Annotated in this window: 16 protein-coding genes; 11 read left to right on the forward strand and 5 right to left on the reverse strand. The window is 36.8% G+C overall.

Annotation, left to right across the window (positions count from 1 at the left end):
- Positions 1–711: 711 nt before the first annotated feature.
- Positions 712–1,926: a bifunctional 3,4-dihydroxy-2-butanone-4-phosphate synthase/GTP cyclohydrolase II gene (locus tag AC1W31_RS15670; protein ID WP_481735423.1), complete on the forward strand. Its 1,215-nt coding sequence runs from the start codon at positions 712–714 to the stop codon at positions 1,924–1,926.
- Positions 1,927–2,027: 101 nt separating this feature from the next.
- On the opposite strand, the gene AC1W31_RS15675 is transcribed toward AC1W31_RS15670, so the two are convergent.
- Positions 2,028–3,521: a Do family serine endopeptidase gene (locus AC1W31_RS15675; protein WP_481735424.1), complete on the reverse strand. Its 1,494-nt coding sequence runs from the start codon at positions 3,519–3,521 to the stop codon at positions 2,028–2,030.
- 399 nt (positions 3,522–3,920) lie between these two features.
- Here AC1W31_RS15675 and AC1W31_RS15680 point away from each other — a divergent pair, with 399 nt between their 5' ends.
- From AC1W31_RS15680 to AC1W31_RS15710, 7 genes are all read left to right on the forward strand, one after another.
- Positions 3,921–4,967: a DUF6089 family protein gene (locus AC1W31_RS15680; protein ID WP_481735425.1), complete on the forward strand. Its 1,047-nt coding sequence runs from the start codon at positions 3,921–3,923 to the stop codon at positions 4,965–4,967.
- 226 nt (positions 4,968–5,193) lie between these two features.
- Positions 5,194–5,865 (forward strand): type IX secretion system protein PorG, encoded by a 672-nt coding sequence (gene porG, locus AC1W31_RS15685; RefSeq protein WP_481735426.1) that lies wholly within the window; start codon positions 5,194–5,196, stop codon positions 5,863–5,865.
- Between the two features lie 373 nt (positions 5,866–6,238).
- On the forward strand, positions 6,239–6,982 hold the full coding sequence (locus AC1W31_RS15690; RefSeq protein WP_481735427.1) for an isoprenyl transferase: 744 nt from the start codon (positions 6,239–6,241) through the stop codon (positions 6,980–6,982).
- A gap of 105 nt (positions 6,983–7,087) precedes the next feature.
- Positions 7,088–9,736: an outer membrane protein assembly factor BamA gene (gene bamA / locus AC1W31_RS15695; RefSeq protein ID WP_481735428.1), complete on the forward strand. Its 2,649-nt coding sequence runs from the start codon at positions 7,088–7,090 to the stop codon at positions 9,734–9,736.
- 216 nt (positions 9,737–9,952) lie between these two features.
- Complete coding sequence (locus AC1W31_RS15700) at positions 9,953–10,645, forward strand: OmpH/Skp family outer membrane protein (protein ID WP_481735429.1); 693 nt, start codon at positions 9,953–9,955, stop codon at positions 10,643–10,645.
- A gap of 24 nt (positions 10,646–10,669) precedes the next feature.
- Positions 10,670–11,269 (forward strand): OmpH/Skp family outer membrane protein, encoded by a 600-nt coding sequence (locus AC1W31_RS15705; RefSeq protein WP_481735430.1) that lies wholly within the window; start codon positions 10,670–10,672, stop codon positions 11,267–11,269.
- A gap of 151 nt (positions 11,270–11,420) precedes the next feature.
- The gene (locus AC1W31_RS15710; protein ID WP_481735431.1) at positions 11,421–12,635 is read left to right on the forward strand and encodes an NAD(P)/FAD-dependent oxidoreductase; all 1,215 of its coding nucleotides are present in this window, start codon (positions 11,421–11,423) and stop codon (positions 12,633–12,635) included.
- Between the two features lie 103 nt (positions 12,636–12,738).
- Here AC1W31_RS15710 and AC1W31_RS15715 read toward each other — a convergent pair whose 3' ends face one another.
- On the reverse strand, positions 12,739–13,848 hold the full coding sequence (locus AC1W31_RS15715) for a redoxin family protein (protein ID WP_481735432.1): 1,110 nt from the start codon (positions 13,846–13,848) through the stop codon (positions 12,739–12,741).
- Between the two features lie 81 nt (positions 13,849–13,929).
- On the opposite strand from AC1W31_RS15715, the gene AC1W31_RS15720 reads away from it, so the two are divergent.
- Positions 13,930–14,760 carry a nitrilase family protein gene (locus AC1W31_RS15720; RefSeq protein ID WP_481735433.1) on the forward strand — a complete coding sequence of 277 codons (831 nt, stop codon included), beginning with the start codon at positions 13,930–13,932 and terminating at the stop codon, positions 14,758–14,760.
- Positions 14,761–14,768: 8 nt separating this feature from the next.
- Here the strand turns inward: AC1W31_RS15720 and AC1W31_RS15725 are convergent, their stop codons facing one another.
- The 3 genes from AC1W31_RS15725 to AC1W31_RS15735 form a co-directional block, all read right to left on the reverse strand.
- A complete protein-coding gene (locus AC1W31_RS15725) occupies positions 14,769–15,563 on the reverse strand; it encodes a thymidylate synthase (RefSeq protein WP_481735434.1) in 795 nt (264 codons plus the stop codon).
- A 122-nt stretch (positions 15,564–15,685) separates the two neighbouring features.
- Positions 15,686–16,114 carry an OsmC family protein gene (locus AC1W31_RS15730; protein WP_481735435.1) on the reverse strand — a complete coding sequence of 143 codons (429 nt, stop codon included), beginning with the start codon at positions 16,112–16,114 and terminating at the stop codon, positions 15,686–15,688.
- 124 nt (positions 16,115–16,238) lie between these two features.
- On the reverse strand, positions 16,239–17,513 hold the full coding sequence (locus AC1W31_RS15735; RefSeq protein ID WP_481735436.1) for a citrate synthase: 1,275 nt from the start codon (positions 17,511–17,513) through the stop codon (positions 16,239–16,241).
- A gap of 262 nt (positions 17,514–17,775) precedes the next feature.
- Here AC1W31_RS15735 and pepT point away from each other — a divergent pair, with 262 nt between their 5' ends.
- Entirely contained in the window at positions 17,776–19,026 is a 1,251-nt protein-coding gene (pepT, locus tag AC1W31_RS15740; protein ID WP_481735437.1) for a peptidase T, read from the forward strand.
- 224 nt (positions 19,027–19,250) lie between these two features.
- Positions 19,251–20,126 (forward strand): lipoyl synthase, encoded by an 876-nt coding sequence (gene lipA, locus AC1W31_RS15745; RefSeq protein WP_481735438.1) that lies wholly within the window; start codon positions 19,251–19,253, stop codon positions 20,124–20,126.
- Positions 20,127–20,231 lie beyond the last annotated feature (105 nt).

The following is a 20,231-nucleotide window of genomic DNA, read 5'->3' on the forward strand; positions in this document are numbered from 1 at the left end:
TAACACGGTTGTTATGTTTCGTATAATCCTATTCATATTTTATGGGTATCAATCCTCTCCAGTTCATACAGAAAATGTTATTAAATCACGTCAAAAAACATTTTGATGATTTAGTAAAACTTCATATCATTCTGAACGAAAATCTTAGGCTTTTTTTACATGGGTTACGAAAAATCTGTACAAAAATTGTGCTAAGATTTATTAAATTGTATTTCAGAGCGTAGAAAACCGTTAAAAATTTATTGGTTGCATAAAATGATATGCGATTAACGTGCTAAATCATAATTCAAGAAAATTAGAAAGGAATATTGTTAAATCAGAAAGGAATCGTTGTCTTTAATTTTCGTATAAATATACTATTTAAAATAAGAATTGCAAATAATTTTTAGGTTAATTATTTAATAACCAAGTAGTTATGATTTATACTTTTATAAACTTATACAAAATTTCGTTTTGGTAAAATTGATATTTTATAGCGTAAAGGAACAAAAGTCCGTAACTTTGGATTGTGTAATTAGCCATTAATATTACATTTTTTAAATCTTACATTCCTCTATGATTACTTTTCAGGCTATTTTAACGTAGCATAACAGAGGCTTTGACTTTTAAAATTAGCATAGCAATGGAAATAATATTTTGTCAATATTTATGCCCTGTCCAGGATAATCATTTAAAAAGTTCACGTATTCAAATGTGAGCTAACCGCTTATAATGTCAAATATAAAACTAGATACCATTGAGGAAGCCATTGAAGCTATCCGTCAAGGAAAAATAATCATCGTTGCTGATGATGAAGACCGTGAAAATGAAGGAGATATGATTTGTGCTTCCGAGGCAATGACTCCTGAATTAGCCAATTTTATGATTCGTCAAGGTCGTGGATTGATGTGCGTTTCGCTTACAGAAGAACGTTGTCAGGAATTAGGTTTATCCATGATGGTAGGCTCAAATACGGCAACCCATGAAACCCCATTTACCGTTTCGGTTGATTTATTGGGACAAGGTTGTACCACTGGTATATCCGCTCAAGATCGTGCAAAAACCATTTTGTCATTGGTTGATGCAAAAACAAAACCCGAAGATTTGGGTCGCCCTGGGCATATTTTTCCCCTCAAGGCCAAGAAAGAAGGCGTTTTGAGAAGAACAGGCCATACCGAAGCCGCTATGGATTTTGCTTCTTTAGCAGGTTTTCAACCATCGGGCGTTTTGATTGAAGTCTTGAAGGATGATGGTTCAATGGCTCGTTTGCCAGATTTGCGTGAAATTGCGGATAAGTTCGATCTTAAATTGGTGACAATCAAAGATTTAGTGGCGTACCGTTTGAAACACGAAAGCCTGATTAAGCGTGAAATTGGTGTAGATATGCCCACCGAATTCGGTCATTTTGAGTTGATTGCTTTCAAACAAATTACGACTGGTGATACCCATTTAGCCCTAATAAAGGGAACTTGGCAAAAAGATGAAGCCGTGATGGTGCGGGTGCATAGTTCATGCGTTACGGGGGATATTTTTGGCTCATGTCGTTGTGATTGTGGTGGACAACTACACAAGGCCATGGAAATGGTTGAAAAAGAAGGAAAAGGAATTATTTTGTATATGTTTCAAGAGGGTAGGGGTATTGGTTTAATCAACAAATTGAAAGCCTATAAACTTCAAGAAATGGGACGTGATACGGTAGAAGCAAATTTGGAATTGGGTTTCAAAATGGATGAGCGGGATTACGGTGTTGGGGCCTCAATTCTAAGAGATTTAGGCGTTAGCAAACTCCGTTTGATTTCAAATAACCCCAAGAAAAGAGCAGGATTGTTGGGCTACGGCTTAGAAATTATAGATACCATTCCTATTGAAATAGCCTCAAATCCGCACAATGAGAAGTATTTGGAAACGAAGCGAGATAAAATGGGACATACATTTAAGGATTTATGATTTAGCGAGTAACCACTAACTCACAGTTATTTTTTAAGCATACAAAAAGGTCGTTGAAATTAGATCAACGACCTTTTTAATGCTTAAAATTTTACAAATAATTACAGCACCATGATCACCCGAGTGCCATCTACATCAATTCCTTCAATTTTTACTCTTCCTTTACGACTTGCCAACATCTGGGCTACTTCTTTGGCATCGGCCACTGGTTTTTCGTCAATTTTTGTAATCACAAAACCTTTGTCAAAACCTTGATAACCAAAGCGTCCGTTTGGATCAACTTCGGTTACTTTTGCACCGCCCGATAACTTATATTTCGCTTTATCACCTTCGGATAAATTTGATAATTTAGCGCCTAAATATTCACTGGTTACAGCAGTAGAAGTTTCACCTTTCACGATGCCTGTATTACCATCTTTATTCTTCAACACTACGTTGAAATCTTTGATATCACCATCACGATTAACCGTAACAACCACCGTTTCACCTGGACGTTTACGACCAACCAATTCCATCAATTTTGATTGAGAACCCGTTGTTACTCCGTCAATTTTAATAATCACGTCATTCACTTTCAAACCCGCTGATTGTGCTGCACTTCCACCCGCTGGGAAGCCACCTACATATACGCCATCATTCACTTTCAACCCTTTTTCTTCAACCATTTTGCTGTTTACTTCGCTGATATTTACGCCCAAATATCCACGTTGTACATTGCCGTACTTAATCAAATCGGCAGCAACCTTTTTCACAATTCCAACGGGTACAGCAAATGAATATCCTGCAAATTGACCTGTACGGCTATAAATGGCGGTATTAATGCCTATTAATTCTCCTTTCAAATTCACCAAAGCACCGCCCGAATTTCCTGGATTAACGGCTGCATCGGTTTGAATGAACGATTCTAAAGGATTCACATCTTTATCACGGTCAATAATATTCTGACGACCTTTTGCCGAAACAATTCCTGCTGTAACGGTTGATTCTAAATTGAAAGGATTACCAACTGCCAACACCCATTCGCCCACTCTGATCGCATCCGAATCGCCAAAGTTTAAAAATGGTAAATTTGTAGCTTTCACTTGAATGACCGCAATATCCGTTGAAGGATCAGTGCTGATAACTTTTGCTTTGTAAGAACGTTTATCATTCAAGACAACCGTCACTTCATCCGCATCTTGTACCACGTGATTGTTAGTTACAATATAACCATCCGCACTAATAATTACACCCGAACCTGATGCTTCCTGTGCCTCTGGTTGTTGACGACGACCACCGCCTCCGAAAGGATTGCCTCCGAAGAAATCTTCAAAGGGATCAACCATTTGACCTTGACGGCTGACATTACGAGTCATTTTAGTGGTTATATGCACAACCGCAGGTGTTGTTTTCTCAGCAGCATATGTAAAATCACCGGGGTTGCTTGGCGCTGTCGGTGATACATCCGAAACCAAGCGAGTAAAAGCAGAAGGCGTTGTGGTAAAGACGGCATCCGAAGGCGATTTCTCCAAGAACAATTTATAGGCTCCGAGCGTGGTTGCACTACTCAACGCTCCGACAATCGCAAGGGTTTTTAAATTACTTTTGATTTCCATTTTTTTTATCTATTTTTAAATTAAAAATTTGTGATTTTTATGACTACTAAATTAACGTAAAAACTATTTGGAAGGTGCATTGGTTTCTGGGTTTTTAACATATTTTAAGAAAAAGCTTTGAGCCTTGAGCCTCAAGCGTTGAGTTTTATGCTGAGAATTCTAACATATTTATTTTATAGGTAAAGCAAAATCTAAAAACATCATTCGTGCTGAATTTTTATGAAAAAATCTGATCTTCGCAGTTTATAGCTCACCGCTCATAGCTCAAAGCTAAAAAATGGCATTATTTTCGATGTAAAAAAACTATTTACCCAGTATAACAAACTTCTTTTTTTTACGTTAAAAACTTAATGTAAATGAAAAAGGTATCTTTGTCGAAATTTTCGATTCAATATAAACATGAAGAAACATACCCAATTACTGATTTTATTATTGATTGCCACCCTAAGTTCGCAATCAGTCGTAGCACAGTTCAAGTTTTCAAACCTCTTTGGGAGTAAAGAAAAACCACGCAAAAACCGTATTTTTGAGCCTACTTCAACCGTAAGTTTGGGGTTTGGAACTTCCAGTTATTACGGAGATTTATCGCCTTATGGTAGAATCATACAATCAACTTTCAACGGAATTCGTTGGAATGCCAACTTCAATTTCACCCGTCAAATCTCTCCATCTTTTGGGGTTCGTTTTGGACTTACTTGGGCCAGAATTTCGGGCGATGATAGTTATATGGATGGCGTAGCGGGTTATCAAGCCAATTTTATGCGAAATCTTCATTTCAGAAACGACATAAAAGAACTTTCAATTATTGGACAGTATGATTTAGTGCGCACAGAGCGTAGCTATTTACGCCGTGAGCAAATAATTCCTTATATTTTTGGCGGTATTGCCGTATTTGCCCATGACCCCGTTGCTCGTCCAGATAGTAGTGTTTATCAAAGTAGAGATTGGGTTCGTTTGCAACCTCTAAATACTGAAGGACAAGGTTTGCCGGGTTATGCAACGCCCTATTCTTTAATTAGTGTATCGTTTCCAATCGGTTTTGGCGTTCGATACAAACTGAATTCAAACTGGGATTTAGGCTTTGAAATGGGTTTTCGGTACACTTTGACCGATTATTTGGATGATGCCAGTGGAAATTATGCTGACCCATTAGATTTAGCTGGACAAAGCCCCCTATCACGTGACATGGGTAATCGAACGTTGGAAAGATTTGCCGCTAATCGTGGTGTTGACCGTACCAAGGGAGTTGCCAGTTATTTAACGAGTCAAGGTTTATATGACCCTGCTTCGGGATTGGACCCCTTTACAGTTGTTACGTCGGTTCAAGGGTTTTCGGATAAGACAGACCAACGGGGTAACCCAAAATATAATGACAGTTATATGCTAACAACCTTTAAGTTGATCTATCACATTCCTGGAAAAATCAGATGTCCAGTTATTCGTTAGTGGAATTCTGATTTAGTAGTTATTGAATAGAACTACTTGAAAATCAATAACTTATTTAAGTATTTTATAAATTGGAAATAGGGCAGTCAGGTAAATTTTACCTGGCTATTTTTATAAGAAACCACAATTGAGTAATCTATTCAGCGTAAATATTAATAGAAAATTCGCTAATCATTCGTGAATTATAAAGTCATAATTCATCATCTATAATTCATCATTAAATAGTATGAAATTACTTAAAGAGTTATTTTTTATTTTTTGTATATTGCTAAGTATCAATGCTTTGTCTCAAAAAATTGAGATTGGTGGAGGTTTTGGAGCCATGAATTATAAAGGAGATATTTCTCCTGATTTTCATCCCTCTTTTGCGCAATTAGGCGGACATATTTTACTTCGTTATAATATTAAAAAAGATATTACCTTTCGTTTGGGTGCTAATTTAGGGTCAATTTATGCCAATGATAATGACGTAAGCGATAGCTTTAATAAGTTGCGGGGACAGTCTTTCAAAACCAGTATTAGAGAAGTAAGTTTAATTACGGAATACAATTTTTTTAGCTATCAATACAGCAGAATGCACAAAGATTGGTCGCCTTATGTATTTGGTGGAGTGGCTTTTATGAGTTTTTCGCCCCGTGATACACCTGTTTCGGATTATAAACAGGCGGGAATCGTTATTCCTTTTGGCGTAGGTATCAAATATAATCTTTCTGGCCCTTGGGATTTGAACCTTGAATTTGGGACTCGTAAAACCTTTACCGATTATTTGGATAATTTAGGAGGCGATAATCCTGCCTTACCTCGAAATGCCCAAAATGATTATTCTCGTGACGATATGTATTATTACACATCATTGGCAATAACCTACAAGTTTATTAGAATTATTTGCCCGAAATAAACAATAGCCAATTAGAAAATATAGTCTGATGGTATGCGATAAAGTCATGCAATGTGTCGTTTTAGGATATTGTTATCCACAACAAATCCTCTACCTAATTCTTTTCCTCCTTTTATCCTATCTCATTATTCCGTAAATTTGTATTATCATTTTATATTGGCTTTAAAGACGATTTTTTTGAGTCAATTTGTATATTTATTAATCAGTTAACTATTTGATTTTTAACTATTTATAATAAAAATCTACTTATCGTAAAGTTATTCATTACAGAAAATAAAATTGACGGGTTATCGCTTTACAAAGAATAAAATTTGCGTGAGGTAAGCTAAATGATACACCATAAAAAACCATTCTGTTAAATTGTGTTAAATAGGTGAAGGAACAATTAGACCAAAACAATCTGCCAAAACATATTGCCGTTATTATGGATGGGAACGGACGCTGGGCAAAACAACAAGGTTTTGTAGATAGAGTTTTCGGACATAGAAATGCTTTGAAAGCTGTAAAGGAAGTGATTGAAGCATGTGGTGAATTAGGCGTTAAATATTTGACCTTGTACGCCTTTTCAACCGAAAATTGGAGCCGTCCGAAAGCAGAAGTGGATGCTTTGATGATGCTTTTAGTAAAAACTATCAAAGACGAACTGCCAACGATGCAAAAAAATAATGTTCGTTTAGATACCATCGGAGCAACCCATACCTTACCTAACAGTTCACAAAAGGAATTAAAGAGTGCTATTGAGGCGACTAAAAACAATACAGGTTTGACGGTTATTTTGGCACTTTCATATAGTGGAAAATGGGATATTGTAAACACTACTAAAAAATTAATAGAACAAGTTCAAAGAGGAGAAATATCCGTAGAAGATATTAATGAAGACGTTTTTGAAAAAGCATTGGATACTCGAGGGATTCCGAATCCAGATTTAATGATAAGAACGGGAGGCGACCACCGAATCAGTAATTTTATGCTTTGGCAGTTGGCGTATTCAGAATTGTTTGTTTTTGAGGATTTATTTTGGCCCGATTTCCGAAGAGAACATCTCCATGAAGCTATTTTAGATTATCAAGACCGTGAAAGAAGATTTGGAAAGACATCGGAACAGTTGAAAAGTTGAAATTAAATTAACTCAAAACTTACCCAAATGTCTTCGCTTACGTTTAAAACACTAATTACACAAGCAACAAAAGCCTAAAGCAAAATGCTAAAAGCTAATAATAAAATGAAAAAATATACTTTACTACTTCCCTTTCTGTTACTCTCTTTTATCTCGCAGGCACAATTGCGGGGGGCTTTGGGGCAACGTGCAGTAATCGCTCCCAGTCCCAGTTCTGCAGAATTAAACTACGCTGAACCCAAAGAATACGAAATTGCGGAGATAACTACCACAGGATCAAAGTATTACGACGGAAATTCAATGATTTCTTTGTCGGGTTTGCGAGTGGGAGACAAAATAAAAGTGCCAGGAGATGCCATTACTTCGGCCATTAGAAAATTGATGGGTCAAGGAATTTTGGAAGAAGTGGAAGTGGATGCGATTAAAATTGAGGGCGATAAAATTTGGCTTAATATGGTCATTAAAGAACGTCCAAGACTTTTTAAACTTCAATATACGGGTATTAAAAAAGGTGAGCAAGAAACTTTGAATGATAAAGTGAAGGCGTATAAGGGAAAAATAGTAACGGCAACCGTTAAGAAAAATATTGATTTAGCGATTCGTAAATTCTATCAAGATAAAGGTTATTTGAATGTAGCCATTAAAATTGCTGAAAAAACGGATTCATCTCGTGGAAATAATGCAACGATGAAAATTGATATTGTAAAAGGTAATAAAGTAAAAATCTCAGAAATTAAGTTTGAAGGCCTTACAGAATTATCCGAAGGAACGGTTCGTAAGAAATTAAAAAATACAAAGCAAAAAGCTTTTTATAAAATTTTTAGCCCTTCAAAATACATTCCTAAGAAATTTGAAGAAGACAAAATTAAGTTAGTTGAATTTTATAATAAGAAAGGCTATCGTGACGCTCAAATTTTGATGGACTCTGTTTATAAAGATGGTGATAAATACGTCAAAATTTTGATGAAAATTGAGGAAGGGAAGCAATATCATTACCGCAATATTTACTGGGAAGGTAATTATATTTATCCCGATAGTGTTCTATCCGAAATTTTGGCCATCAAAAAAGGAGATGTTTATAACGTCGAAGATTTAGAAAAACGTTTAAACGGAAAACCTCAAGAAGATGTAAGTTCGGCATATATGGATAATGGATATTTATTCTATCAATGCGAACCAGTTGAAACAGCCGTTGCGGGAGATTCTATTGATATTACTTTCAGAATGACCGAAGGAAAGCAAGCTACGATTAACAAAGTAATTTTGAACGGAAATACAAAAACCTCTGACCACGTGGTAATGCGTGAAATTAGAACTTTGCCCGGTCAAAAATTTAGTAAATCTGCCATCATTCGTACCGTTCGTGAACTTTCAACGATTGGTTATTTTAACCCCGAGAAAATTTCTCCAAATCCAATTCCAAAAGCGGATGGAACGGTTGACATAGAATACAACGTAGAAGAAAAACCTTCTGACCAGATTGAATTGTCAGGTGGTTGGGGTGGTTACATTGGTTTTGTGGGTACGCTGGGTGTAACTTTCAATAACTTTTCGGCTCGAAATATTACTAATTTAAGTGCATGGAAACCATTACCTTCGGGCGATGGACAGAAATTGTCGGTTCGTTTTCAGGCAAATGGTTCATCATTCCAAAACTATTCTCTATCATTTACAGAACCATGGTTAGGCGGTAAAAAACCTAATTCATTCTCTATTACGTTAAGTCGTAGTATCTCTTATCCATATAAAATTCAACAATATAATCAGTTGAGCGGTGCTAATCAATATGGAGGGGGAGGTGCTTACGGTGGCGGCTTTGGGGGAAGTCAATATGGTGGTGGTTATGGTAGTCCTTATGGTGGTTATGGTAGTTCTTTAGGAACAAACCTAAATTCTCCAACGGATAGTGCTTCGACCGCCCAATCAGAAGCTCACTTTAACAGTACCTCTTTATCGTTCAGTTTAGGAAAACGTTTAAAATGGCCCGATGATTATTTCTCATTGAGTAATTCATTATCGTTTCAATTAATTGATGTGTTGAATTTACCTTATTATGGTTATCCAGAAGGACAGTCAGTTTCAGCCGCTTTTGTGACGAACTTTTCAAGAAACAGTATTGATAATCCAACCTTCCCACGTTCTGGGTCGAGTTTTTCTTTGACAGCATCTTTGACACCCCCGTATTCATTGTTTGGTGGAGGGAATAAAAACTTGATTGAGTATCACAAATGGATGTTTGATGCTTCGTGGTTTACGCCGATTACCAGTAAATTGGTTTTCCACATGAGAACGCACATGGGTTTCTTAGGCTCTTACAGTCCAAACAAGGACATTACTCGTTTTGAACGTTTTGACTTAGGAGGATCTGGTATGCAAACGGGCTATAACGTAATCAGTCGTGATATTATCGCTTTACGTGGGTATAAAGATAGAGTTTTAGGTTCGCAAGGAACGGTACCTGCGGGTGGAGTCGCTTATAATAAATTCGTCATGGAAGTTCGTTATCCAGTATCTTTAAATCCATCGGCCACAATTTTCCTTTTGGGTTTTGCAGAAGGTGGCAATAACTTTGCTAACTATACTGATTATAATCCTTTCAAATTATACAAATCAGCGGGTGTTGGAGCCAGAATCTTTATGCCAGCCTTTGGTATGATTGGAATTGATTATGGTTTTGCCTTTGATAAAATACCAGGAATTGCCGACGGAGGTCGTCAAGCATTTACTTTCTCAATCGGTCAGCAAATTAGATAGATTTTATGAGGATGGAGAACAGATATTTAGAGGATAGATCATAGAGAATAAGCTATTAAATTCAATCTTTAATCTAAACTGTGTTATCTACAAACTGTTAATATTTTGTTAAATGTTTGAGGATTGCAATATGAAAGTTATAGGTACGTTAATGAATCGAAACCTTAATCAGGATTTAATAAACGATCATAGATAAAACTTTAAACTATTAAAGCCGTGAATAAGAAGATATTTTTACTAATTTTGCCATTCTTTTGTGCTACACTATCCTTGAAGGCTCAGAAATTTGGGTACATTGACACAGAATATATTACTTCAAAAATGCCTGAATATACCATTGCACAGGCAGAAATTGAGAAACTTACCACCAAATGGATTAAAGAAGTATCTGATAAAAATGATGAAGTAACGAAATTAGAAAAAACCTACCGTGCCGAAGAAATCCTTTTAACTGAGGAAATGAAGCAACAACGACTTAGAGCTATTTCGGATAAGGAAAAGGAAGCCAAAGACCTTCAAAATAGAGTATTTGGCTACAATGGAGATTTATTGAAAAAGAAACAGGATATTATGAAACCTGTGTTGAACGAAGTAGCAAGGGCAGTAGAAAAGATCGCAAAATTAAAAAGATTAGATTTTTTATTCGATAAATCGTCGGATGGTTTGGCCATGCTTTATACCAATCCAATTCATGATTATACGGACTATATTTTGGAAGAATTAGGCATCTCGCCCGACCAATTAAAAGAGAAGGAAAGAGAAGAAAACGAAGCCAAAACCAGTGAAGACAGCACCACCGAAGTAAAAACAACCAAAGGAAAAAGCTCTTCAAAGACTGTATCTGAAAGTGAAGTCGTTGAACAACCAAAGTCAAATAGAAAAAATACAACAATACCCAAAAAAGAGTAAAATCAACCAGAATAATAAAAAAAAATGAGAAACAAATTTTTAATTGCATTAGTAGCATTTTTTGGATTAGCCATCGCTAACGTAAATGCACAACAAAAAATCGGTTACATTAGCTTAGACTACATCTTAGCCCAAATGCCCGAAGCAAAACAAGTAGAAACAGAATTGACAGCTACTAAGACTCAGTACGACAATATGTATCAGTCTAAAGTAAAAGATTTTCAAACTAAATTGGCTGATTATGAGAAAAACGGTGCTACCATGGCAGACGTTATCAAGGCTGATAGAGAGAAAGAATTACAAGGATTGCAAGGCTCAATTGAAGAGTTTCGTCAAAATTCATCTACCTCATTGCAAAAAAAGCAAGCACAATTGTTGCAACCTTTATTGAAAAAAGTAGAAGAGAATATGCACGCAGCAGCCAAAGAAAACGGTTATGCTTTTGTATTTAACTATGATGCAGGACAAGGTACAACACCAATCGTTTTGCACGCACCAGATGATGCTAATATTTCGGATTTAATCTTGAAACGTATGGGAATTACGCCAAAGCCATTAGCTCCAGCAACAGCAACACCAGCAACAACGACTCCTGCAACGGGAGCAGCTCCTAAAAAGAACTAATATTTTTCTTTTAGATATATTAAAATCCTCTCAGATTAGATTTGAGAGGATTTTTTTCGTTTTAAAATTCCCTATTTTAGAAAATTCTTATATTGCGAAACTCTTTTGACAGAGGTTTGTTAATTTTATAGAACAATCAATCAATATAAATATGGTAATTATCATTGGAGCGGGTATTGCAGGTCTGACTTGTGCAAAATATTTAAAAGACCGAGGAATTCAATCTCTAATTTTAGAGGCATCCGATGGAGTAGGAGGGCGTGTGAGAACCGATGTCCACGAGGGTTTTTTATTAGATAGAGGTTTTCAAATTTTATTGACTGCCTATCCCGAAGCGCAACGATTATTAGATTATGACTCGCTTGATTTACAGGCTTTTAAATCAGGAGCTGTGATTCGAGATATGAAACATAATGATTTTTCAATCATGGCAAATCCTTTTAAAGAACCTGCCAAAATATGGTCTTCACTAACCTCAAATGTGGGAACATTGACTGATAAAATACGGGTACTGCGATTGATTTTGGACACAAATAATGTACAGGAAGAAGTATTTGAAAATGATGGAATATCAACCATTGATTATTTGCGAAATTATGGGTTCTCCGATAGCATGATTCAGCAGTTTTTTAGACCCTTTTTTGGTGGTGTTTTCTTAGAAAACGAACTCTCAACTTCGGCTAATTTTTTCAAATATATCTTTGGTAAATTCTACGAAGGCGATGCCGTTATTCCTGCCAAAGGGATTGAGCAAATTGCGAAACAAATCCAAAAAATGCTGTACATTGGAACGGTAAAGTTGAATACAAAAGTGGTTAAAATTGAAGGAAATAGGGTTTATTTAGAAAATGGAGATAGGTTATACGGAGAGAAAATAGTGTTAGCAACGGATGGTTTTCAAGCCGATAAATTATTAGGAATGAGCTCGGAAAGAAAATTTAATTCTACTACTTGTACCTATTTTTCAGCCGACCGCTCGCCATTAAAAGAAAAAATGTTGGTACTGAATCCTAACCGTGCTTCAATGGTGCATAATCTGTGCGTTCCGAGTGATATTGCTCCGTATTATGCGCCCATTGGAAAGTCGTTAATTTCAGTTTCAACCCAAGGTTTTGACCTGTATGATGAAAATGAATTAGCTAAAAAAATAAAGCAAGAATTGACCAATTGGTACGGCAATGAAGTGCAAACATGGCAACACTTAAAAACCTATCACATTCCTCAAGCATTACCAAATTTCGATAAGTCCCATTCTGATAATCATTTGAAAATCAGTGATATACTCTATCAATGTGGAGATACTGCTGCCTATCCATCGTTGAATGCGGCAATGGCAACGGGACGAAAAGTGGCGGAGATGTTGTAGGAAATTTTAAAATAAATTTGCCACCAAGACGCTAAGACTATAAGAATTATGAAAATGACTTCTTAAAGTCTTAGAGCTTTAGCATCTTGGTGGCTATTTCCACTTAAAAATATCGACCAATCAAAGGGTTTTCAACAATTAACGTCTTCATTTTCAAGGGATTAATTGCTCCCTGTTTTTGATAAACAATTTTTCCATTAGGTTCAACTAAAAGCGTATAAGGCAAAGCTCCTTGCCATTTTGGGTCGATTAATTCGATGAGTTTATAAATATCATCCGAGTTATAAATATAGTTTTTGCTCGAGGCTTGCAATCTTTTTAATGTCGCTAAAGCTTTATCTTTTTTATCGGGTTTGTCGGCACTAATCGTTACAAATTCAAAATCACGGTGGCGATACATGCGATTAATATTCAAAAAATCAGGAATTTCTGCTACGCAAGGCCCGCACCAAGTTGCCCAAACGTTAATTAAACGAAGTTTTTTGGTATCATTCTTTAAAAGTTGTTTTAACCCAGCATCGTCAATGCTTTCAAGGCTAACTTCTTCTGTTGCCCAACTTTGCTTTTCTTTATTTGTCAATTCTTCCTTTTCCGCCCATTTCACTGAACAGCCAAAGACTTTCGTTTTCTCAACGGCCACTTTTTGACCAGCCAAAAGATTATCAAGGGCATTGCGAGTATCAAAATTTTTGGGAGTTCCCGTTGGTTTTTCTACATCATCAACCCGTCCAGAATAGCGTAAAATTCTTTTTTCGTCAAAAATAAATACGTGTGGAGTGGCAATGGGGCCATATTTTTTGGAAGTAATTTCAGTTTCTCCATCGTATAAATAAGGGAAATTAAATCCAGCAATTTTAGCCCTATTTTGCATGTCTGGGTATGAATCTCCCAAATCGGTATAGCCCATTTCGTCTAATCTTACCGATTTTGCATCGTTGGGCGAAATCGCTACCACTTGTACACCTTTAGCTTTGTAATCAACGGTGATTTTTTTTAATCTGGCTTCATAAGCTTGGGCAGTCGGGCAATGATTGCAGGTAAAAACAATCATTAAAATTTTAGATTTGGCGAAGGATTTTAAGGAATACATTTTACCATCAACGCCTTTTAAATTAAAATCTGGAGCGGCAGAACCTATCGCAAGCGTTGGATGGTCGTCGGATTTAAACGAAAATAAAGCAATGATAATCAGGATGTTAAGCATTTTTTTCATGGATATCGATATTTAGTTTTTGGTATATTTACTGAGCCTGATTAAAATTAGTAAATTTACTGCATAACAATAACCTGTGCTATGCAAAACCTTTCTGTTACCCTGATTCAAACGGATTTATTTTGGGAAAATCCAACGGCAAATTTAGCAAATTTAGAAGAAAAAATGGCTCAAATTTCTTTGCCGACCGACCTCATTATTCTACCTGAAATGTTCAATACTGGTTTTACGATGAATGTAAAAGCAGTGGCTGAACCGATGAATTTTACAACGTTCAAATGGATGAAGCAGCAAGCAAAACGTACGCAGGCAGTTATTACGGGAAGTTTTATTGTGAAAGAAGGAGAGCAGTTTTACAACCGTTTAATCTGGATGCGCCCCGATGGAAGTTTTGAAACTTATGACAAACGTCATTTATTCAGAATGGGAGGCGAGCATCATAATTTTGCAGGAGGTTCAGTAAGATTAATCGTTGAGTTGAAAGGCTGGCGAATTTGTCCATTGATTTGCTACGATTTAAGATTTCCAGTTTGGTCAAGAAACTTTCAGGAGGGAGGGAGCAAGAAGAAAGGAGAAAATATAATTAACCAAACCTCATCCCTAAATTACGATTTAGTAATCTACGTTGCTAACTGGCCCGCCGTGCGTTCGCAGGTTTGGGATGTACTTTTGCAAGCCCGTGCCATCGAAAATCAGAGTTTTTGTATCGGTGTCAATCGGGTTGGAAGTGATGGAATGGGCTTGAATTATACTGGAAATTCTGCTGTGATTGATTTCAAAGGAAATGCTCTTTTTTATCAAAAAAATTCAGAAGTAATTGATAGCCAAGTTCTTAATAAAAAAGAATTAGACGATTTTAGAGCAAAATTCCCAGCATATTTGGATGCAGATGATTTTGAGATTATGCTGTAGGTGAATTCCTAAACTGCTACAGGCGCTTTAATGCCTGGATATGGCTCATAATTTAGCAATTCAAAATCTTCAAATTTAAAGCTAAAAATGTCCTTCACGTCAGGATTAATTTTCATGGTTGGAAGAGCTTTTGGTTCACGGGCCAATTGGGTCTGCACTTGCTCATAATGATTTGAATATATATGCGTATCGCCACCCGTCCAGATAAAATCGCCTAATTGTAAATCACACACTTGGGCAATCATCATGGTTAAAAGTGCGTAAGAAGCAATGTTGAAAGGCACGCCCAAAAATACATCGGCCGATCGTTGGTATAGCTGACATGATAATTTATTATTCGCCACATAAAATTGAAAAAGGGCATGACAAGGCATCAGAGCCATTTCTGACAACTCGCCAACGTTCCAAGCACTTACCAGTATCCTTCGTGAATCAGGGCTCTTTTTGAGCGTTTCAATTACTTCTTTCAATTGGTCAATCACTTTTCCATCGTGCGTTCCCCAACTTCTCCATTGTTTTCCGTAAACAGGACCTAAATCGCCATTTTCATCCGCCCATTCATCCCAAATTTTTACACCATGATCGGTCAAATATTTAATATTTGTATCCCCATTAATAAACCACAACAACTCATGAATGATAGATTTCAAATGTACTTTTTTGGTAGTAACCATCGGAAAACCATCGTTGAGATTAAATCGCATTTGGTAGCCAAAAACAGAGGTCGTCCCTGTGCCAGTACGGTCGGTTTTTTGAGTTCCTGCTTCGAGAATGTGTTTGAGGAGCGTTTGGTATTGTTGCATTTTGTTGATTTTGTAGCGCAGACAGCCTTGTCCGTTACATTCATCAAAATTACAATCAAAAAAAGAATCCTGCAAGATTTAGTCTAACAGGATTCTCATTTGTAGTGTGGTCAAACGTTGTTTTACTCATTGTTCAAAATCTCAAAAGTATGCGTAATCTCTGCCGAGCCAGAAAATTGAGCCGTTGCGGAACAGTATTTTTCCATTGACATCACAATCGCTTTTTGAGCTTTATCTTCTTGAATATTTCCCTTAAATTTGAAATGAATGTTAATTTTATGGAATGGAGTCATTTCTGTACCTTCTATTTTTACTCTTTCTCCCGATACTGAAATTTTTAAATCTTCGACTACTTGGCGTTGCTTTTTCATAATCAAAAGTACATCAATGGCCATACAGCCACCTAAGCCCATCAATAATAATTCCATTGGGCGAGAACCCGCATTGTGCCCACCAATGTTCTCGGCAGCATCTATTTGTACGGGAACGCCCGACATCCCTTGTGCCTCAAAGTGAAAGGCATCATCAACTCTAACTAATTCTACTTGCATTTTTATGTTGTATTTATTCTAATTTTTAACAAAATATCAGGGTGAATTCGTTTCATTCCCAAAAAAAAAGCACTTCATGATTAAACGAAGTGCTTCTTTATTTTTTCTAATCGCTCAAAGTTACTTATGCTCTTTCCGAAATAGTTACATAAGAACGTTCTGTGGCTCCCACATAAACTTGACGTGGACGACCGATTGGCTCTTTATTCGCTTTCATTTCTTTCCACTGAGCAATCCAACCTGGCAAACGACCAATGGCGAACATTACCGTGAACATATCCGTTGGAATTCCTAAAGCACGGTAAATAATTCCCGAGTAGAAATCTACGTTTGGATATAATTTACGAGCTACGAAATATTCATCACTCAGAGCAGCAGCTTCTAATTCTGCCGCAATTTTCAAAATTGGGTCGTTAATTCCCAAAGCTGCCAAAACATCGTCGGCTGCTTTTTTGATAATTCTTGCTCTTGGATCGAAATTCTTATAAACTCTATGACCAAAGCCCATCAATCTGAAACCAGATGTTTTGTCTTTTGCCATAGCGATGTATTTTGAAGTATCGCCACCGTCAGCTTTGATTTCTTCCAACATTTCAATTACTTCCTGATTTGCACCACCATGAAGCGGTCCAGAAAGGGCATTGATTCCTGCTGAAATAGAAGCATAAAGACTTGCTTGCGAAGAACCCACCAAACGAACCGTTGAAGTTGAACAGTTTTGTTCGTGGTCAGCGTGAAGGATTAATAATTTATTCAATGCCGACGAAATTACTGGATTAACTTTGTAGGGTTCTACCGGCAAGGCAAACATCATATTCAAGAAGTTTGTACAGTAGTCCAACGAATTATTGGGGTAATTTACGGGATGCCCTTGGGATTTTTTGTAAGACCAAGTTGCCATTGAAGGCATTTTTGCCATTAAACGAATAATATTTAATTCGTCAGATCCAGATTTTTCACCAGTATAAAAAGCGGACATCGCACAAACCATTGCCGATAAAACACCCATTGGGTGGGCATTGACTGGGAATCCTTCAAAAATTTTACGCATATCCTCATTGACGATCGTATGCATTTTGATTTCGTATTCAAAATCTGTGTACTGCTGAGAGGTTGGTAATTCACCATAAATTAGTAAATAAGCAACTTCTAAGAATGACGATTTTTCGGCCAATTCTTCAATTGAATATCCTCGATAGCGAAGAATTCCTAATTCACCGTCCAAAAACGTGATAGCACTTTTGGTTGCACCAGTGTTTTTATAACCTGAGTCAATGGTGATATGACCCGTTTCGTCACGAAGTTTAGCAATATCAATTGCTTTTTCATTTTCACTTCCTGTAATTACTGGAAATTGATACTTTTTGTCACCTAACGATAATTCTGCAAATTCTGACATAACCTATGTATTATTGGGCTTTATCTTGAAAAGATATGGTATTATTTTGTTGATACGAAGATAAAATAAAAATCGGTTTTTGTATTGCGCAATAATTTTTTCTTAGGAAAATTAATTTAGATATCAGAATTGTGCTATATTTTAAGAACCAAAAATCATTTATTTAAATCTTGACGCAAGATAAACATGAAACTTTAAAGGATTGTTACCTTTGTCAATAAATGTAGATGATTTATTGATTAGAAATTAATTAGAATATAAAATGCTCAAAAACTACAGAAATACTGCCACTGAACGCTTCTTGAAATACGTTCAGATTGATACCCAATCAGACCCCTATTCTGATTCGCAACCTTCTACTAAAAAACAAATAAATTTGAGTAGAATTTTGGTTGAAGAACTCCTTTATATGGGTATTGAAGATGCTCATTTAGATGAATTTGGCTACGTTTACGCCACAATACCGAGTAATTCAGCGAAAGATATTCCAACTATTTGTTTCTGTTCGCACGTGGATACTTCGCCCGATTGTACGGGTGCGAATGTGAAGCCAATTATTCACGAAAATTATCAAGGTCAAGATTTGATTTTACCCGATGATAATGCTCAAATTATCAAATTTTCAGCGCACGAAGATTTAGCATCTCAAATTGATAATGACATTATCACTGCCAGTGGAATAACACTTTTGGGGGCTGATAATAAAGCGGGCGTTGCTGAGATTATGGATGCAGCCTATTATTTAATCAATAATCCAGAAACTAAACACGGTAAAATCAGGATTCTCTTTACACCCGATGAAGAAATAGGGAGAGGAACAGCGGCGGTTGATTTGAAGAAATTAGGGGCTGATTTTGGCTATACGATTGATGGTGAAACTTTAGGGTCTTTGGAAGATGAAACTTTCTCGGCGGATGGGGTAAAAATCTCTATCACAGGCGTAAGTCAGCATCCAGGATTTGCGAAAGGGCGTATGGAAAGCGCTTTGAAAATTGCTGCTGAAATTGTGGCAAAACTTCCTAAAAACTCTCTTTCTCCCGAATCAACCGATGGCATGGAAGGGTTTATTCATCCTACCAATATTACGGGTATGGTTGAAATGGCCACGGTAGAATTTATTATCAGAGATTTTACCGTTGAAAAACTTCACGCCCATGAGTTGGTTTTGAGTGAAATTATGAACAATGTTTTGCGAAATTATCCTAACTCGAAAGCCACTTTTGAAGTCCATGAGCAATACCGAAATATGAAGGAAGTTCTGGATAAATTTCCCCACGTTACTGAGTTTGCATTGGAAGCCATCAGAAGAAGTGGTATTGAGCCAAACCGCCGAAGTATCAGAGGAGGAACGGACGGCTCGAGGTTATCATTTATGGGTTTGCCTTGTCCAAATATCTTTGCGGGAGAACACGCTTTTCACGGCAAACACGAGTGGGTATCGGTGCAGGACATGGAGAAAGCTGTGGAGACGATTGTAAATTTATGTGCAGTTTGGGAGGAAAGGAGTGTGTAAAACGATTTTTCAAAATCGTTAAAAGGCTGGCTCAAAATAATTGTCACTTTAAATCAACCACAAAATCAATAAGAAAATATAAACCATTTTCATTTTCTTGATGTTTTTGTTTTAATGAGACTTAAATTTGTGGAACGCATATTAATGCAGGATAAAAAGGAATAGTATTGGCAAATATGGTTAACACCTTATCCCATACTCTCCAATCCCTAATTACCTAAATAATGATAGAATTACCAGTAATAACGCCAACTGCGACCAGACATAATAAAAAGCCCGATTGGCTTCGGGTGAAATTGCCCATCGGACACGAGTACGCCCGTGTGAGGAATATCGTTCAAGAAAATAAATTGCATACCATCTGTCAATCAGGCAATTGCCCAAATATGGGGGAATGTTGGGGTGCAGGAACGGCAACCTTTATGATTTTGGGAAATATTTGTACCCGCTCATGTTCATTCTGTGCAGTAGCAACGGGTCGCCCGAATGAATATGACGAAGATGAACCTCGCCGTGTGGCGGAGGCAATCAAATTGATGGGTGTGAAACACGCTGTTTTAACTTCCGTAAATCGGGATGAATTGAAAGATAAAGGTGCCGAAATTTGGTATCAAACGGTTGTTCAAGTGAAAGAATTATCACCTGCCACAACTATTGAGACACTTATTCCTGATACAAAAGGGAATTGGGATGCGCTAATTAGAATGATTGAAGGGGGGCAAGAAGTAGTTTCGCACAATATGGAAACGGTTGAACGTTTATACCGAAATGTGCGTCCACAAGCTCGATATGCCCGTAGTTTAGAACAAATAAAACGTACCAAAGAATACGGAAAACGTACGAAATCGGGTATTATGCTTGGTTTGGGCGAAACGCAAGATGAAGTTTTCAAGGCAATAGACGATTTAATCGAAAATGGGTTGGATGTGTTGACGTTGGGACAATACCTGCAACCAACCAAAATGCACCACGAAGTTATCGAGTGGATTCACCCTGATACTTTTGCAATGTACAAAGAAGAAGGCTTGAAACGTGGTTTGAATTACGTAGAATCTGGCGCTTTGGTGAGAAGTAGTTATCATGCGGAGAAGCATATATAGAAATAGATAGTTAAAGTTGAGCGCTCAAAAATTTTGAAATTTTCGAGAAGTTTTGCTATAAAAATTTAGTAGTTTAGAAATCCCGTAAAATTTAAAACTTACGGG

This window comes from Arcicella sp., assembly GCF_964672035.1.

Bases quoted from the DNA above. Each gene is read 5' to 3' on its own strand.
- AC1W31_RS15670 (WP_481735423.1), top strand. From the start codon at position 712: ATGTCAAATATAAAACTAGATACCATTGAGGAAGCCATTGAAGCTATC.
- AC1W31_RS15675 (WP_481735424.1), bottom strand. From the start codon at position 3,521: ATGGAAATCAAAAGTAATTTAAAAACCCTTGCGATTGTCGGAGCGTTG.
- AC1W31_RS15680 (WP_481735425.1), top strand. From the start codon at position 3,921: ATGAAGAAACATACCCAATTACTGATTTTATTATTGATTGCCACCCTA.
- porG (WP_481735426.1), top strand. From the start codon at position 5,194: ATGAAATTACTTAAAGAGTTATTTTTTATTTTTTGTATATTGCTAAGT.
- bamA (WP_481735428.1), top strand. From the start codon at position 7,088: ATGAAAAAATATACTTTACTACTTCCCTTTCTGTTACTCTCTTTTATC.
- AC1W31_RS15705 (WP_481735430.1), top strand. From the start codon at position 10,670: ATGAGAAACAAATTTTTAATTGCATTAGTAGCATTTTTTGGATTAGCC.
- AC1W31_RS15710 (WP_481735431.1), top strand. From the start codon at position 11,421: ATGGTAATTATCATTGGAGCGGGTATTGCAGGTCTGACTTGTGCAAAA.
- AC1W31_RS15715 (WP_481735432.1), bottom strand. From the start codon at position 13,848: ATGAAAAAAATGCTTAACATCCTGATTATCATTGCTTTATTTTCGTTT.
- AC1W31_RS15720 (WP_481735433.1), top strand. From the start codon at position 13,930: ATGCAAAACCTTTCTGTTACCCTGATTCAAACGGATTTATTTTGGGAA.
- AC1W31_RS15725 (WP_481735434.1), bottom strand. From the start codon at position 15,563: ATGCAACAATACCAAACGCTCCTCAAACACATTCTCGAAGCAGGAACT.
- AC1W31_RS15730 (WP_481735435.1), bottom strand. From the start codon at position 16,114: ATGCAAGTAGAATTAGTTAGAGTTGATGATGCCTTTCACTTTGAGGCA.
- AC1W31_RS15735 (WP_481735436.1), bottom strand. From the start codon at position 17,513: ATGTCAGAATTTGCAGAATTATCGTTAGGTGACAAAAAGTATCAATTT.
- pepT (WP_481735437.1), top strand. From the start codon at position 17,776: ATGCTCAAAAACTACAGAAATACTGCCACTGAACGCTTCTTGAAATAC.
- lipA (WP_481735438.1), top strand. From the start codon at position 19,251: ATGATAGAATTACCAGTAATAACGCCAACTGCGACCAGACATAATAAA.